General features: G+C 70.7%; 11 protein-coding genes. 6 read left to right on the top strand and 5 right to left on the bottom strand.

Annotation, left to right across the window (positions count from 1 at the left end; all coding sequences use genetic code 11):
• Nucleotides 1-9: 9 nt before the first annotated feature.
• Nucleotides 10-276 (bottom strand): hypothetical protein, encoded by a 267-nt coding sequence (locus MFF06_RS22320; RefSeq protein WP_238208355.1) that lies wholly within the window; start codon nt 274-276, stop codon nt 10-12.
• Nucleotides 277-295: 19 nt separating this feature from the next.
• Nucleotides 296-1681 carry an MFS transporter gene (locus MFF06_RS22315; protein WP_238208353.1) on the bottom strand — a complete coding sequence of 462 codons (1386 nt, stop codon included), beginning with the start codon at nt 1679-1681 and terminating at the stop codon, nt 296-298.
• A 155-nt stretch (nt 1682-1836) separates the two neighbouring features.
• Between MFF06_RS22315 and MFF06_RS22310 the strand changes: the two genes are divergently transcribed.
• On the top strand, nt 1837-2721 hold the full coding sequence (locus tag MFF06_RS22310; RefSeq protein WP_238208351.1) for a polysaccharide deacetylase family protein: 885 nt from the start codon (nt 1837-1839) through the stop codon (nt 2719-2721).
• A gap of 130 nt (nt 2722-2851) precedes the next feature.
• Here MFF06_RS22310 and MFF06_RS22305 read toward each other — a convergent pair whose 3' ends face one another.
• Entirely contained in the window at nt 2852-3769 is a 918-nt protein-coding gene (locus tag MFF06_RS22305; RefSeq protein ID WP_238208349.1) for a TrmH family RNA methyltransferase, read from the bottom strand.
• Between the two features lie 816 nt (nt 3770-4585).
• On the opposite strand from MFF06_RS22305, the gene MFF06_RS22300 reads away from it, so the two are divergent.
• Nucleotides 4586-5719 (top strand): replication protein RepA, encoded by a 1134-nt coding sequence (locus MFF06_RS22300; protein WP_238208347.1) that lies wholly within the window; start codon nt 4586-4588, stop codon nt 5717-5719.
• Nucleotides 5720-5798: 79 nt separating this feature from the next.
• Nucleotides 5799-6341, top strand: a complete 543-nt coding sequence (locus tag MFF06_RS22295; protein ID WP_238208345.1) for a winged helix-turn-helix domain-containing protein — start codon at nt 5799-5801, stop codon at nt 6339-6341.
• Nucleotides 6342-6400: 59 nt separating this feature from the next.
• On the opposite strand, the gene MFF06_RS22290 is transcribed toward MFF06_RS22295, so the two are convergent.
• A complete protein-coding gene (locus tag MFF06_RS22290; protein ID WP_238208343.1) occupies nt 6401-7780 on the bottom strand; it encodes an HlyD family type I secretion periplasmic adaptor subunit in 1380 nt (459 codons plus the stop codon).
• Nucleotides 7780-9735 (bottom strand): type I secretion system permease/ATPase, encoded by a 1956-nt coding sequence (locus tag MFF06_RS22285; RefSeq protein ID WP_238208341.1) that lies wholly within the window; start codon nt 9733-9735, stop codon nt 7780-7782. The genes MFF06_RS22290 and MFF06_RS22285 overlap by 1 nt, the downstream gene beginning before the upstream one ends.
• 421 nt (nt 9736-10156) lie before the next feature.
• Here MFF06_RS22285 and MFF06_RS22280 point away from each other — a divergent pair, with 421 nt between their 5' ends.
• The 3 genes from MFF06_RS22280 (at nt 10157) to MFF06_RS22270 (ending at nt 12864) form a co-directional block, all read left to right on the top strand.
• Nucleotides 10157-10450 carry a hypothetical protein gene (locus tag MFF06_RS22280; protein ID WP_238208339.1) on the top strand — a complete coding sequence of 98 codons (294 nt, stop codon included), beginning with the start codon at nt 10157-10159 and terminating at the stop codon, nt 10448-10450.
• Between the two features lie 177 nt (nt 10451-10627).
• Nucleotides 10628-11521 carry a glycoside hydrolase family 16 protein gene (locus tag MFF06_RS22275; protein ID WP_238208337.1) on the top strand — a complete coding sequence of 298 codons (894 nt, stop codon included), beginning with the start codon at nt 10628-10630 and terminating at the stop codon, nt 11519-11521.
• 710 nt (nt 11522-12231) lie between these two features.
• Nucleotides 12232-12864, top strand: a complete 633-nt coding sequence (locus MFF06_RS22270; RefSeq protein WP_238208335.1) for a sugar transferase — start codon at nt 12232-12234, stop codon at nt 12862-12864.
• Nucleotides 12865-12948 lie beyond the last annotated feature (84 nt).

Here is a 12948-nt window from a genome sequence, read left to right as displayed (position 1 = left end):
GTCGCCCGCTCAGTGCCGGGCCACATCGGCCAGGGCCTCGTTCGTCACCCGGACGCCCGGCACTGAGCGGGCGACCATCACAGCCACGTCGATCCCGGCCCCGTCCATCTCCGCCGTGAACCCCTCGACGGTCATGCCGCGGGTGAAGTGCTCGACCTCCCGGCTGCCGACGCGGCCGTTGAGCCAGCGGGCCACCGCGAAGGAGGGCGTGCCCGGCTCAGCCCCGAAGAAGGCGTGCAGGAAGGTCGGGCGGCTGCGCATGTCGATGACGGGCATCGGGGCGGTTCCTTCTCAATCAACGGGAGACGGCTTCGAGCACCCGGCCGCGGGTTTCGATGCCGAGGGTGAGGACGAGGAGGGCGGCGATGAGGAAGCCGCCCGCGCCGACCTGGAAGGCGGCGGCAGTGCCGTAGTCGCGCACCAGCACCGGCACGATCATCGGCCCGAGGATGGCGCCGATGCGCCCGAAGGCCGAGGCGAAGCCCGCCCCCGTCGCCCGGGCGCGGGTGGGGTAGAGTTCCGGCGTGTAGGCGTAGAGGCAGCTCCACATACCGAACATGAAGAACTGCATCACGAAGCCGGAGACGAAGAGCCCCGTCTCGCCCGTGGCGCTGCCGTAGACCCAGGCGGTGGCGGCGGCGCAGACGAGGAACAGGGCCGTGGTCGGCTTGCGGCCGAGCCGCTCCAGCAGCACGGCGGCGGTGGCGAAGCCGGGGATGCCGCCGATGTTGATGAGGGTCACGAAGCCCACGGAGCCGATGATGGAGAAGCCCTTCTCCTTCAGCAGCACCGCGATCCAGGAATTGAGCCCGAAGAAGCCGATCAGCGCGAAGAACCACAGGCCGAAGGCCATCACCGTCCGGCGGCGGTAGGCGGGGGCGAACAGGGTCGCGATGGGGTTTCCGACCGCCCTGGCCTCCGGGGCGGGGGCCACGGACGGGGCGACCGGCGGAAGGGGCCGGCCGGTGGCGCGCACCACCGCCGCCTCCATCCCGGCCATCACCGCCTCCGCCTCGGCATGGCGGCCCCGTTCGGCGAGCCAGCGGGGCGATTCGGGCATCGCCCGACGGACGGCGAGCACCACCAGCGAGAGCAGCCCCACCACCACGAAGACCGCGCGCCAGCCGAGATAGGGCAGGAGGAAGAAGCTGATCGTCCCCGAGAGGACGTAGCCCACCGCCCAGAACCCTTCCATGATGGCGATGTACTTCCCCCGCACCGAAGCGGGAACGATCTCCGAGACCATCGCCTGGGCCACCGGCGCCTCGCCGCCGACCCCGACGCCGATCAGGAAGCGGCAGGCCATGAGCACCGGCAGGCTCCAGGCCGCCGCCGCGGCGAGGCTCGCGAGCCCCCACACCACCATCGTGACCTGGAACACCGTCTTGCGGCCGAACCGGTCCGAGGCGGTCCCGGCGAGGATGTTGCCGACGAGCTGGCCCGCAAAGGTCATGGCCGCGAGTTGCCCGGCCTCCGCCGGGCTGAGCCCGAACTCGGCGACAATCGAGCCGAGGAGGAAGGTGAGGAGCGCCACGTCGATCTGATCGACCAGCCAGGCGGAGGCGATGACGCCGAAGACCCGGCGCTGGTAGCCCGACATCGGCAGGCGTTCGAGGCGCGCGGCGACGGTGGGCGCCCCGCCCTCTGCACGCTCGATGCCGGTCGCTGTCGTCGGGTCCATGCACTCGTCTCCGCGGCGGGACACCTGCCGGCTCGCCTTCGATTCCGCCAAGCGGTGAATGCGCCGCCCGGATCCGGCTGTGAAGCCGGATTCCCGCCCTCTCCCGGCGCAGCGCCCTATTTGAGAAGGCTCCTCTCCTCGACGGACCGAACCGCATGGAATTTCCCCACCATGGCCGCTACCCCTACAGCGCCCTGCCGGACCGGCCGGTCTACGACTGGCCGGGGGGCAAGCGGCTCGCGGTCTACGTCGCCCTCAACCTCGAGACCTTCGATTACGGCTCCGGCCTCGGGGCCGAGCTGGCGCCGGGCGGCCCGCAGCCGGACGTTCTCAATTACGCCTGGCGCGATTGGGGCAACCGGGTCGGGGCGTGGCGCCTGCGCGACCTGTTCGACGCGCTGACCCTGCCGGCGAGCGTGCTGGTGAACAGCCGCCTCTACGCGGATTGCCCCGGCCTGATCGAGGCGTTCCGGGCCCGGGGCGACGAGATCGTCGGCCACGGCCGCACCAATGCCGAACGGCAGGGCGACAAGGACGAGGAGACGGAGCGGGCCATGATCGCCGAGGCGACGGCGACCCTCACCCGGGAGGAGGGGCGGGCGCCGGCGGGCTGGCTCGGGCCCTGGATCTCGCAATCGCGCACGACGCCGGATCTGCTGGCCGAGGCCGGCTACCGCTACCTCCTCGACTGGTGCCACGACGACCAGCCGACGTGGTTCCGCACGCGCACGCGGCCGATCCTCGCGGTGCCCTACCCGCAGGAGCTGAACGACATCCCGGCCATCGTCGCCCGCAAGGAGACGGGACGGGACTTCGCGCAAGGGATCATCGACGGGTTCGACGAGATGCTGGCGCAATCGGCCTCGGCGCCCCTGGTGATGGGCATCGCGCTCCATCCCTACATCGTCGGACAACCGCACCGCCTGCGGCCCCTGCGGGAGGCCCTGACCCACATCGCGGCCCACCGCGATCGGATCTGGCTGACGACGGCCGGCGCCATCGCGTCACATATCGAAGCTCAAGGGATCCCAAAGGGATGAGTCCCTTTGGTGGGGTGTCGGGGTAAAACCCCGACGAAAGGCCCATCCGCCCCCATGCGGGGGGCGGATGGGCCTTATGCAGGGCTCTGCCCTGCACCCGCCAAAGGACTCAGTCCTTTGGAAACCCAGACTATCGTCCCAGCGCGTAGAGGGTGATCGCGGCGGCGTTCGAGACGTTGAGGCTGCGGATCGCGCCGGTGAAGGGGATTTTGGCGAGCACGTCGCAGCAGCTGCGGGTGCGCTCGCGCAGGCCCTTGCCCTCGGCGCCCAGCACGATGACCAGGGGCCGCTTGGTCTCCAGCGCCCCCAGATCCGCCTCCGCCTCGGAATCGAGGCCGATCCGGGTGAAGCCCCGCTCACCGAGCGTGATCAGCGCCTCCGCGAGGTTGCGCACGGTGATGAAGGGCACGTGCTCCAGCCCGCCCGAGGCCGACTTCGCGAGCACCCCGGTGGCGCCCGGCGCGTGCCGCACGGTGGTGACGATCCCCGTGACGCCGAAGGCCGCCGCCGTCCGCACGATGGCGCCGACATTGTGCGGATCGGTGATCTGGTCGAGCGCCAGCAGCAGGGCGTCCTCCGGCATCGCGTCGAGCGCGGGGGCGGGGAGGGGGTCCGCTTCCAGATAGAGGCCCTGGTGGACCGCGTCGGGGCCGAGAAGCCGTCCGATCTCGGCGGGACGCACGATCTCGGGCGTGATCCTCAGGGTCTCACCGAAGGCCTCGGTGAGGCGCAGGACGCCGTTCTCGCTCGCCAGCAGCCGCCGCAGGCCGCGATTGGCATTGGCCATCGCCTCCGCCACCGGGTGCCAGCCGTAGAGCACGACCGTGTCGTCCCCCGGCGGGCGGCCGGGCGGGCCATCGGAGGGGCGGCCGGGACCGCGACCGCCCTGATAGGGGCCCCTCGGCTTATAGGGGCCCTTGGCCTTGAAGCCGCCTTTCCCCTTGAAGCCGTCCTTGCCTTTGAAGCCGTCCTTGGGCCTGCCCTCGGGGCGAGGCTTCGGGTCACGGCCGGGGGCGGGGTTGTCGGGGGGATTCTCGGGGGTCTCCACGGGCGGATCTAGCTCCTTTGCGCCATCCGTCGGGTGGCCGACCTTTCCCGTCCTCCGCTCCTCCGGTTTCGTCAAGTCACGTGGATTTTACGGCTCGCAGCGACCTACCCTTGGGGACAAGCCCATCTTATTCCCTTCCTAACCTGTTCATTCCCTATCTTCATTCCGTTCGATGAAGCGAACGAACCTCGCGGGCGTCAGGAAAAATATCACACTCATTCTATCAGAGAGTCAGTTCGGTAAGTTATAGGGCGAGACGACTTTGCGAAAAATAACAGTGTCTTAGGGCACGAACCGGAATGCGACTCTGCGCGGTCGCGTATTGGGCTCTGCGTGCCGGCGTATGGGAGTCTGCGCCGGAGAAACCCGGAATCGCATCGGATTCTGCGTGGCCGCGTATGCGATTCAGCGCGTCCGGACAGGGAAGAGTGTGAAGAATGGGGAGAACCGGGCGTATCGAACTCTGCGTGCCTCGATCCGGTCCGTGGCGGACTGAGCCCGGACGGCCCTGACCATGCGATCGCTCGCAAAGACACAGACGCGTCCGCCCGTGCCGGCCCGATGGCCGGAAGGTGGCGATCGCCGCGTTCGCTTGGCCTGCGCTCGCCGCGGAACGCCTCCCAGAGCCCCACGGCGCGCGAGGCCTGGCGCCAGCGGCCCTCAGGCATCCGAGTGGACGCCCCCCGCCCCGGAGGCTGAATACGTGGATTGCCGGGACAAGCCGCCGATCCACCGCGCGCTCGCCGGGCGAATCGTGCCATGCGGACCGGCGGCCCTCTCCGACCGGGAGGGCCGGCGGCTGGGTCATGGGCGGCGATGGGGATCGAGGAGACGATCGCAGGGATCCGGGACGCGGACCTCCGGGCAGAGCTGGAGGCGGCGCGCGGCGGCTTCCTGTTCGCGCAGATCGCCGCGCATCTCCTCCACCGGCAGAAGGAGCGCGACGCGCTTCAGGCCGCCAAGGGGCTGGAGGAGGCGCGGCGGGCCGAGTTCGGCCGCGACCAGCGGCGGCGCGACGCCGTGCGCCTCGTCATCGAGAACGAGCCCGCCCTGCCGGAGAACCTGCAGCACATCCATTCCGTGCTGGCTCTCTGCGGCCTGCCCTACCGCGATCCCGGCGCCGTGCGCGAGTTCTCCCGCACCTACGGGCGCAACTCGCTGAACCTCATCGCCGGGCGGCTGAAGGACCCGGCGACGGGCGCCTTCCTGCCCCAGGGGCTGCCCTACGGCCCGAAGGCGCGGCTGATGCTGCTGCACCTCTGCACCGAGGCGGTGCGCCAGCGCAGCGCCGTGGTGCAGGTGGCCGACACCCTGTCCGGCTTCATGCGCGAGATGGGGTTCGCCGTCACCGGCGGCGAGCGTGGCACGATCCGCCAGTTCAAGGAGCAGCTCAACCGGCTGGCCGCCTGCACCATGCAGATCGGCCTCTGGGACGGGCGCGACAGCGCCACCACCCTCAACGTGCCGCCCTTCCGCAGCCTGGAATTGTGGCGCGCCCGGCCGGCCGAGGGCCACGACGAGGGCGGCGAGACCCTCGACGGAGCCCGCACCGTGCGCTTCGACCAGGAATTCTACGAGACCCTGATCCGCCACGCCCTGCCCGTGGACATGCGGGCGGCCAAGGCCTTTTCCGGCTCGGCGCGCAAGCTCGACCTGCTGTTCTGGCTCGGCTACCGCCTGCGGGCCCTGCCCCGGCCGCTGCGCCTCACGTGGTCCAACCTGCACCAGCAGTTCGGGGCGGAGAACGCCTCGATCCGCAGCTTCCGCCAGGGCTTCAAGGCCGACCTCGCCCACCTGCAGGAGGTGTTCCCGAAGCTGCCCGCGACGCTCGACGACAACGGCCTCGTTCTCTCGCCCGCCGACGAGGGGGCGCTCCTCGTTCCGCCGCGCAAGGGAATACCAAAGGCGGCGCGGAAGGGAACGGCCCGGCAAGGGAATGGAACAGAATAAGGAGAGAGAACAAGAAAGGGACGATTGCCGCTGAACATTCCCTCATGTATTCCGTAAAGGGACGATAGATGGGAATGGAATGAGCCTTTCCGAAGCGGAAGCCGAGGCGCGTCTCGCCGCCCTGCGGCGGCAGCGCGAGGCGATCGACCGGGCGATCGCCGACCTCGTGCTCTACCTCGAACTCGGCCGCCGGCTGAACGCGGACGGCGTTCCCGCCCCGGCCTCCGGCCACCGGGAGGCGCCGGACCCGCCGATCGCGGCCAGGGAAGCACCGCCGCCCGCGCGGCCTGCCCCCGCGACGGCATCGCCCCCGCCGCCCGCCGTCGCTTCCGAGCCGCCGCCCCGCCGCCCACCCGCGCCGCGACCGGTCGCCTTTGCGCAGGATCCGGCGGGCGCGCGGGAATACGGCCGGGCGCTCGTCGCGGCAGCCTGCGAGGTGATCGCGGGGGAGGGGCGTCCGCTCCATGCGCGGGAGATCCACGACGCCCTGATCGCCCGGGGCTTCGCCATCCCCGGCCGGGACCCCGTGGCGGCCCTGAACACGCGGCTGTGGAAGCGGGCCGGCGAGGGCGGCCCCCTGCGCCGCCAGGGCGAGGCGGTCTACGGCCTCGCCGGGGATTGAGGTCGGGGTTTCACCCCGACACCCCACCCGAGGGACTTGTCCCTTGGGGATCCCCGGGTTCAGCGTTCCTTCCAGGCCTTGGCGATCTGGTCGGTGAGCGGCTTCGTCAGGTAGGAGAGCACCGAGCGGTCGCCCACCTGCATGTAGGCCTCCACCGGCATGCCGGGGACGAGGCGGAGCGCGCCGAGGACGCCCTTGGCCTTCTCCTCCAGGCGGATGCGGGCGGTGTAGTAGGACAGGCCGGTCTTCGGGTCCTGGCTCACGTCGGCCGAGACCCGGACCACCTCACCCTCCACCTCCGGCGTGGTGCGCAGGTTGAAGGCGGAGAAGCGCAGCATCGCCCCCTGGCCGATGCGGACGTTGTCGATGTCCTGGGGCTGCACCCGCACCTCCACCAGCAGCTGGTCGGCGAGCGGCACGATCAGCATGGCCGGCTCGTTGGGCGTCACGAGGCCGCCGATCGTGTGGACGGTGAGCTGGTGGACGGTCCCGTCCTGGGGCGCCCGCAGGTCGATGCGCTTCAGCTGGTCCTGGGCCGCCACGCGCTTCTCGACCAGCTCCGACCACTTGCCGCGGATCTCGGCGAGGTCGCGGCCGACCTCGGTGCGCATCTCGCGGTCGATCTGGATGATCTGCAACTCGGTCTCGGCGATCTTGCCGCGGGAGGCGGCGGTGGAGGCCACGAGCTGGCCGCGCTCGCCCTCCAGGCGCGCCCCGTCCCGCTCCAGGCTGGTGACGCGGGAGAGCGGCACGAGGTTCTTGGCGTAGAGGTCGCGCACCCCGGTGAGTTCCTGGGTGATGAGGGCGATCTCGCGGTTCTTGGCCTCGGCCTGCTCCGTCAGACCCTGGATCTCCTGGCGCAGCTGCGCGATGCGCTCGGTGAGCTGCGCCTTCTGGCCCTCGCGGGCCGCGACGCGGGAGGCGAAGAGGCGCGCCTCGCTCTCGATCAGGTGGGCCACGGCGGGGGTCTCGGCCGCCCGCGCCACGAGGTCGGGGGGGAAGACCACCGTGGCCGCCCCGTCGCGCTCGGCCTCCTCGCGGGCCCGGCGGGCGGCGAGTTCGTCCAGCGCCGCGAGGACGATGTCGAGGGTGGTGCGGATCTGGGTGCCGTCGAGGCGCACGAGCACGTCGCCGGCGCTGACCCGGCTGCCCTCGTGCACCCGGATCTCGCCGATCACCCCGCCGGTCGGATGCTGGACCTTCTTCACGTCCGTCTCGACCACGAGCTGGCCGGGGGCGATCACCGCCGCCGAGACCTGCGTCAGGGCGGCCCAGCCGCCGATGCCGGGCAGCAGCACGAGGCCGAGCCCCAGGGCCACCGCGAGATGCCGCCGGATCGAGGGCAGGGCGAGCTGCGGAGGCGCCCCCAGGGCGGCGCCGGGGGTGGCGGCGAGGAGGCCCGCCGACGACAGGCCCGTGGAACCGGTGAGGTCGATCATCAGGCGCTCTCCCGCAGGGTCGGCAAGGGGGCGGGCGTCTCGGGGGCCGCGCGCCCGGAGCCCTCGTCGCCGTGACCTTGGGCGCCGTGACCTTGGGCGCCGTGACCTTGGGCGTTATGACCTTGGGCGTTATGACCTTGGCCGCCGAAGCCCTGCGCCCCGTATCCCGGGTTCGAGAAGCCCTGCGCGAAGATCTGGGCCTGGGCGAAGGCCTGCGCCTGGGCCGTCGGGGCCGCCTGATCCGGCCTGGGGGAGGGCGGCGCGCCGGGCGGCGCCCGCAGCACCCGCTTCAGCACCTCGTCCCTGGGTCCGAAGGCCTGGATCCGCCCCTCCGCCATCATCAGCACGAGATCCACGGCGGCGAGCGCGCTCGGGCGGTGGGCGATCACCACACAGATGCCGCCCCGGCGGCGCACCCCGAGGATGGCGCCCGTGAGGGCGGCCTCGCCCTCCGCGTCGAGGTTGGAGTTGGGCTCGTCGAGGATGACGAGGAACGGGTTCCGGTACAGCGCCCGGGCGAGCCCGATCCGCTGGCGCTGGCCGGCGGAGAGGCCCGATCCGTTCTCCCCGACGCGGGTGTCGTAGCCGTCGGGCAGGCGCAGGATCAGCTCGTGGACCCCCGCCGCCCGGGCGGCCTCGATGACGAGGTCCGGGGAGGATCCCGTCTCGAACCGGGCGATGTTCTCGGCCACGGTGCCGGGCAGGAGTTCCACCTCCTGGGGCAGGAAGCCGAGATGGGGCCCCAGCGCCTCGGCCGACCATTGCTCCAGGGCAGCGCCGTCGAGGCGCACCTGGCCCGCCACCGGCGCCCAGACGCCGACCAGGGCGCGGGCGAGGCTCGACTTGCCCGAGGCGCTCGGGCCGATCACGCCGAGCCCCTGGCCCGCCTGCAGGGCGAAGCTCGCCTCCTGCACCACGATCCGGCGGACACCGGGGGGAGCCACGCTCACCCCCTCCACCGAGACCGTCCGCTCGGGCGCCGGGAGGGCATGGGGCCGGGGGGCCTCGGGGAGGCGGGCGAAGAGGTCGGACAGGCGGCGCCAGCTCTGGCGGGCGGCGACGAAGGTCTTCCAGTGGGCGATGGCGAGCTCCGCCGGGGCGAGCGCCCGCGAGACGAGGATCGAGGAGGCGATGATGATGCCCCCCGTCGCCTCGTTGCGGATCACCAGCCATGCGCCCAGCGCCAGCACGCCCGATTGCAGGGCCATGCGGAAGACCTTCGAGGATGCCCCGAAGGCCCCCGCCACGTCGGCCGTGCGCTTCTGGGCCTGGCCGTAATCGTGGTTCACCTGCGCCCAGCGCAGGCCGAGCCGTTCCCGCATCCCCATGGCCGTGAGGGCCTCGGCGTTGCGCCGGGAGACCTCCGCGAGGCCGTTGCGCTGCTGGTTGTAGAGGACGGACAGCGCCGAGGGCCGCCGCGTCGCCCGGTCGTTCAGGATGGTCACCGCCGTCAGCACGGCCATGCCGAACATCGCCGCTGCGCCGATCAGCGGGTGGAACAGGAAGCAGATCACGAGGTAGACCGGCATCCAGGGCAGGTCGAACAGGGCGGGCGGCGCGCCGCCCGCCATGAAGCTGCGCAACTGGTCGAGGTCGCGCAGCGCCAGGAGCCCGTCCGCGGCGACGCTGCCCTTGAGGGGCGCGCGCACGGTCACGTCGAAGACCCGCGCGCTCAGGGCCTCGTCGAGGGCCATGCCGGTGCGCACCAGGATGCGCGAGCGGATGCCCTCCAGGGCGCCCTGGATGGCGTAGAGCATCAGGGCGAGGACGCACAGGCCGATGAGCGTCGGCACCGACCGGCTCGGGATCACCCGGTCGTAGACCTCCAGCATGAAGAAGGAGCCGGTCAGGTAGAGGATGTTCACCAGCGCGCTCATGCAGGCGACGCCGATGAAAGCCAGCCGGCAGCGCTCCAGGGCGCGGACCAGCGTGGACGAAGGGCCTCGAAGGGGCATCACGGCTCACTGGGCACGGAGTCGGGGAAACGCACACGACGCGGCTGCTCCGGCACCGGCCGGCTCGATCCGGAGGGCGGGCGGCCCGGAGCATGATCGGGTAAACCTTACCAAAACCCTGCCAATTCTGTGGCTGCGGCAAGAACCGTTAAGCGTCGCCGGTCTCCGGGCCGAAGACCGTGACAGTTTCACATCCGCGTGAACACGATCGGCAAGTGTTCGATAAGACGGGACCTTGTCACCGGCACCGGGGCAGAGTTTGTTTACCGTTCTCGGTCATCGCTGGATGTCGATCGGGACGTCGCGCACCCCGCCGAGAAGGGTGCCGATCCGGCGCGGAGTTCCGTGCCGGGGCCTTGCCATCCCCCGGTCGCTACCGGGCTTGCCCAAAAAGGGACCGGACACGCGGAATGGGGGGGTGATGGCAACGATCGGGATCCTGGCGCTCTTCGCCGTCTTCGGCGCGGCCTGCGCCTTCTCCCTCACCGTGGTCGGGTTCGTGGTGGTCGCCCTCGGCGCCGTCGGCCTGCTCTGGCTGCTCGGGGCCCTCGCGGGGGCCGGGTTCACCGCCTGGACGCTGGGCGGCAGCTTCGTCGCCCTCCAGGTCGGGTACGTGGCGGGCCTCCTCACCTCGGCCGCCCTCGGCCCCGCCCGGCAGGCCCCGGCGAAGAACGAGCGCCGCCTGCGCGGCGACCTGCACATCAAGCCCGATTGAGCATTCCCGCCGGGGCGCCGCCTTCCGGGAACGATTCGCGGCAGGCCCTCCCGGCGCGAGCGGAACGCCGGCGACGGCAACCCGGCAGTTGGACCTCGGCGGTTGGACCTCGGGCGACGGGCGCCTATCTGACGCGGCGGCGCTGCATTCCGCAGTGCGGCAGGCGGCAGAGGTCCGATGGACGTTCGCACCCATTTCCTCAAACGCAAGGGCCTGCGCGAGCGCAAGGGCCTGACGGCGGCGACGCTGTGCGTGTTCGCCGGAATCGCCGTTTCAAGCACGGCCTGCGCCGAGGGGCAGGCCCTCCAGCTGTGCCGCTACAAGAAGGTCTTCGCCGACGACTTCAACACCCTCAGCGTCTCGTCCTCGAACAACGACCGGACCACGTGGTCGGCCCACACGCCCTGGCACGGCGATTTCGGCGATGCGAGGTTCATCGATCCGATCGACATCTATGCCGACCCGGAGAAGAACGAGCCGTTCTTCGTCAAGAACGGGATCCTGACGATCCGGGCGCGCAAGCACGAGAACGGGCAATGGACCTCGGGCCTGCTCTCCTCGGCCGACCCGACCACGGCGGGGTTCGGCTTGGTCTACGGCTACTTCGAGGTGCGCATGAAGATGCCGCCGGGCCCCGGCACGTGGCCGGCCTTCTGGCTCGCCTCGATCAAGCCCAAGGAGGACAAGTCGCCTTCCGTCGAGATCGACATCATCGAGTATTACGGCCAGTTCCCCGACCGATTCCACTCCGTCCTCCATGTCTGGAAGGACGGCAAGGACCCCGGCGCCCAGGACCACACGGCGTCCGTACCCAAGGACTCCCTGGTCAACGACTACCACACCTACGGCGCCGAGGTGACGAAGGACTGGATCATCTACTACCTCGACCGGCGCGAATACGCCCGCATGAAGACCCCGCCCGAGCACAACAAGCCGCTGATGCTGCTCGTGAACCTCGCCCTCGGGTCCGGCTGGCCGATCGACAAGACGCCCAACCCTTCCGATCTCCTCGTCGACTACGTCTACGCCTTCGCGCCGGACGAGGCGAAGCGCGACGCGGTGTGCCAGTGAGGTCGTGAACCGGGCCGGCGTCGTCTTCGGGCGGCGCCGTTGCCGGATGTGCCCGCCCGTACGAGGAATCCGGGCGGATCTTTCGATTGAAGACAATCGATCTCCGTTTCAACGGCCCTATACGTATTGAACCGCAACTCCGCGTGTTCCCCGCGATACAGGGTTCCGGCTCAGGACTATTTCCAGAGCTTTCATCAGACTTCGGGAAGGCGACGACGGGCGGGTCCGCTCCCGTCCCGGGGAAGGCTCCGGCGGCGCGGATCGTCGCCAATCCTCGCAAGTCCCTCGACGGAATGGGTTCTTCGGTTCGAGGCGAATCCCACCCCGCCGGGGGGCGGGATCCGGCACGACGATTTTGCACCGCACATGGACCCGCGGGACGCCGACACGCCGCAAGCCGCCCCGGACGATGCTATGAGACTATAGTCCGGGCTTGGTCCGCCGACCGCTCCGGCATCCCGCCCCGGGCCGGGACCGGCCGGTTGCGGCCGCACCAATCGACCTTGAGTTGTGCGGCGCGATCTGCCATCCGAGCCTTAATATCCAGTAAAGCGATTGGCAGAGCGCGGCGTATCATGAGTGGCGGCATGCCGGACCGAAACCTGATTCTGACAGGTCCCCGCCCCGAACGATCCAAGTCGAGATCCGAATCGAAGCGTTCGTCCCTCATCACTCACCGCGACGCCTCCGCCCCACCGTCGAGCGAGTCCGTGACGATCCGGCACCCCCTCCTCGACCGTGCGGCGAAGCGGGCCTTCGATGTCGCCGTCGCGCTCCTCTGCCTGATCCTGCTGTCGCCGCTCTTCGCCCTGGTCGCCCTGGCCATCTGGTCGGTGGATGGCGGTTCGCCCTTCTACCGGCACGCGCGCCTCGGCCGTGGAGGGCGCGGCTTCGGCTGCCTCAAGTTCCGCTCCATGCGCACGGACGGCGACGAGGTCCTGGCGCGCCACCTCGCCCTGAGCCCCACGGCCCGGGCGGAGTGGGCCCGCGCCCGGAAGCTGAAGCGCGACCCGCGGGTCACCCCTATCGGCCATCTCCTGCGCAAGTCGAGCCTCGACGAGTTGCCGCAACTCCTCAACGTCCTGCGCGGCGACATGAGCCTCGTCGGGCCCCGGCCCATCGTGGAGGCGGAGGTCGAGCGCTACGGCGAGGTGGCCGGCGCCTACTTCGCCGTCCGGCCCGGCCTGACCGGCGCGTGGCAGATCAGCGGCCGGTCCGACACGACCTACGCCGAGCGCGTCCGGCTCGACCGGCATTATGTCGAGTCGCGCAGTTTCGCCGGCGATCTGCTGATCATCGTGCGGACGATTCCCGCGGTCTTTCTGATCAAGGGATCGTACTGATCCCGCGACACGGCAAATCCGGGCCCCTCGCCGGCCGGATCCACTCGCCTCGATCGTGCGTATCGGATAGACAGGCGGCCGACC

The organism is Methylobacterium aerolatum, from assembly GCF_022179085.1.
GTDB lineage: Bacteria > Pseudomonadota > Alphaproteobacteria > Rhizobiales > Beijerinckiaceae > Methylobacterium > Methylobacterium aerolatum.
This window is presented reverse-complemented; position numbering and strand designations above follow the sequence as displayed.

Bases quoted from the DNA above. Each gene is read 5' to 3' on its own strand.
- MFF06_RS22320 (WP_238208355.1), bottom strand. From the start codon at position 276: ATGCCCGTCATCGACATGCGCAGCCGCCCGACCTTCCTGCACGCCTTC.
- MFF06_RS22315 (WP_238208353.1), bottom strand. From the start codon at position 1,681: ATGGACCCGACGACAGCGACCGGCATCGAGCGTGCAGAGGGCGGGGCG.
- MFF06_RS22310 (WP_238208351.1), top strand. From the start codon at position 1,837: ATGGAATTTCCCCACCATGGCCGCTACCCCTACAGCGCCCTGCCGGAC.
- MFF06_RS22300 (WP_238208347.1), top strand. From the start codon at position 4,586: ATGGGGATCGAGGAGACGATCGCAGGGATCCGGGACGCGGACCTCCGG.
- MFF06_RS22295 (WP_238208345.1), top strand. From the start codon at position 5,799: ATGAGCCTTTCCGAAGCGGAAGCCGAGGCGCGTCTCGCCGCCCTGCGG.
- MFF06_RS22290 (WP_238208343.1), bottom strand. From the start codon at position 7,780: ATGATCGACCTCACCGGTTCCACGGGCCTGTCGTCGGCGGGCCTCCTC.
- MFF06_RS22285 (WP_238208341.1), bottom strand. From the start codon at position 9,735: ATGCCCCTTCGAGGCCCTTCGTCCACGCTGGTCCGCGCCCTGGAGCGC.
- MFF06_RS22280 (WP_238208339.1), top strand. From the start codon at position 10,157: ATGGCAACGATCGGGATCCTGGCGCTCTTCGCCGTCTTCGGCGCGGCC.
- MFF06_RS22275 (WP_238208337.1), top strand. From the start codon at position 10,628: ATGGACGTTCGCACCCATTTCCTCAAACGCAAGGGCCTGCGCGAGCGC.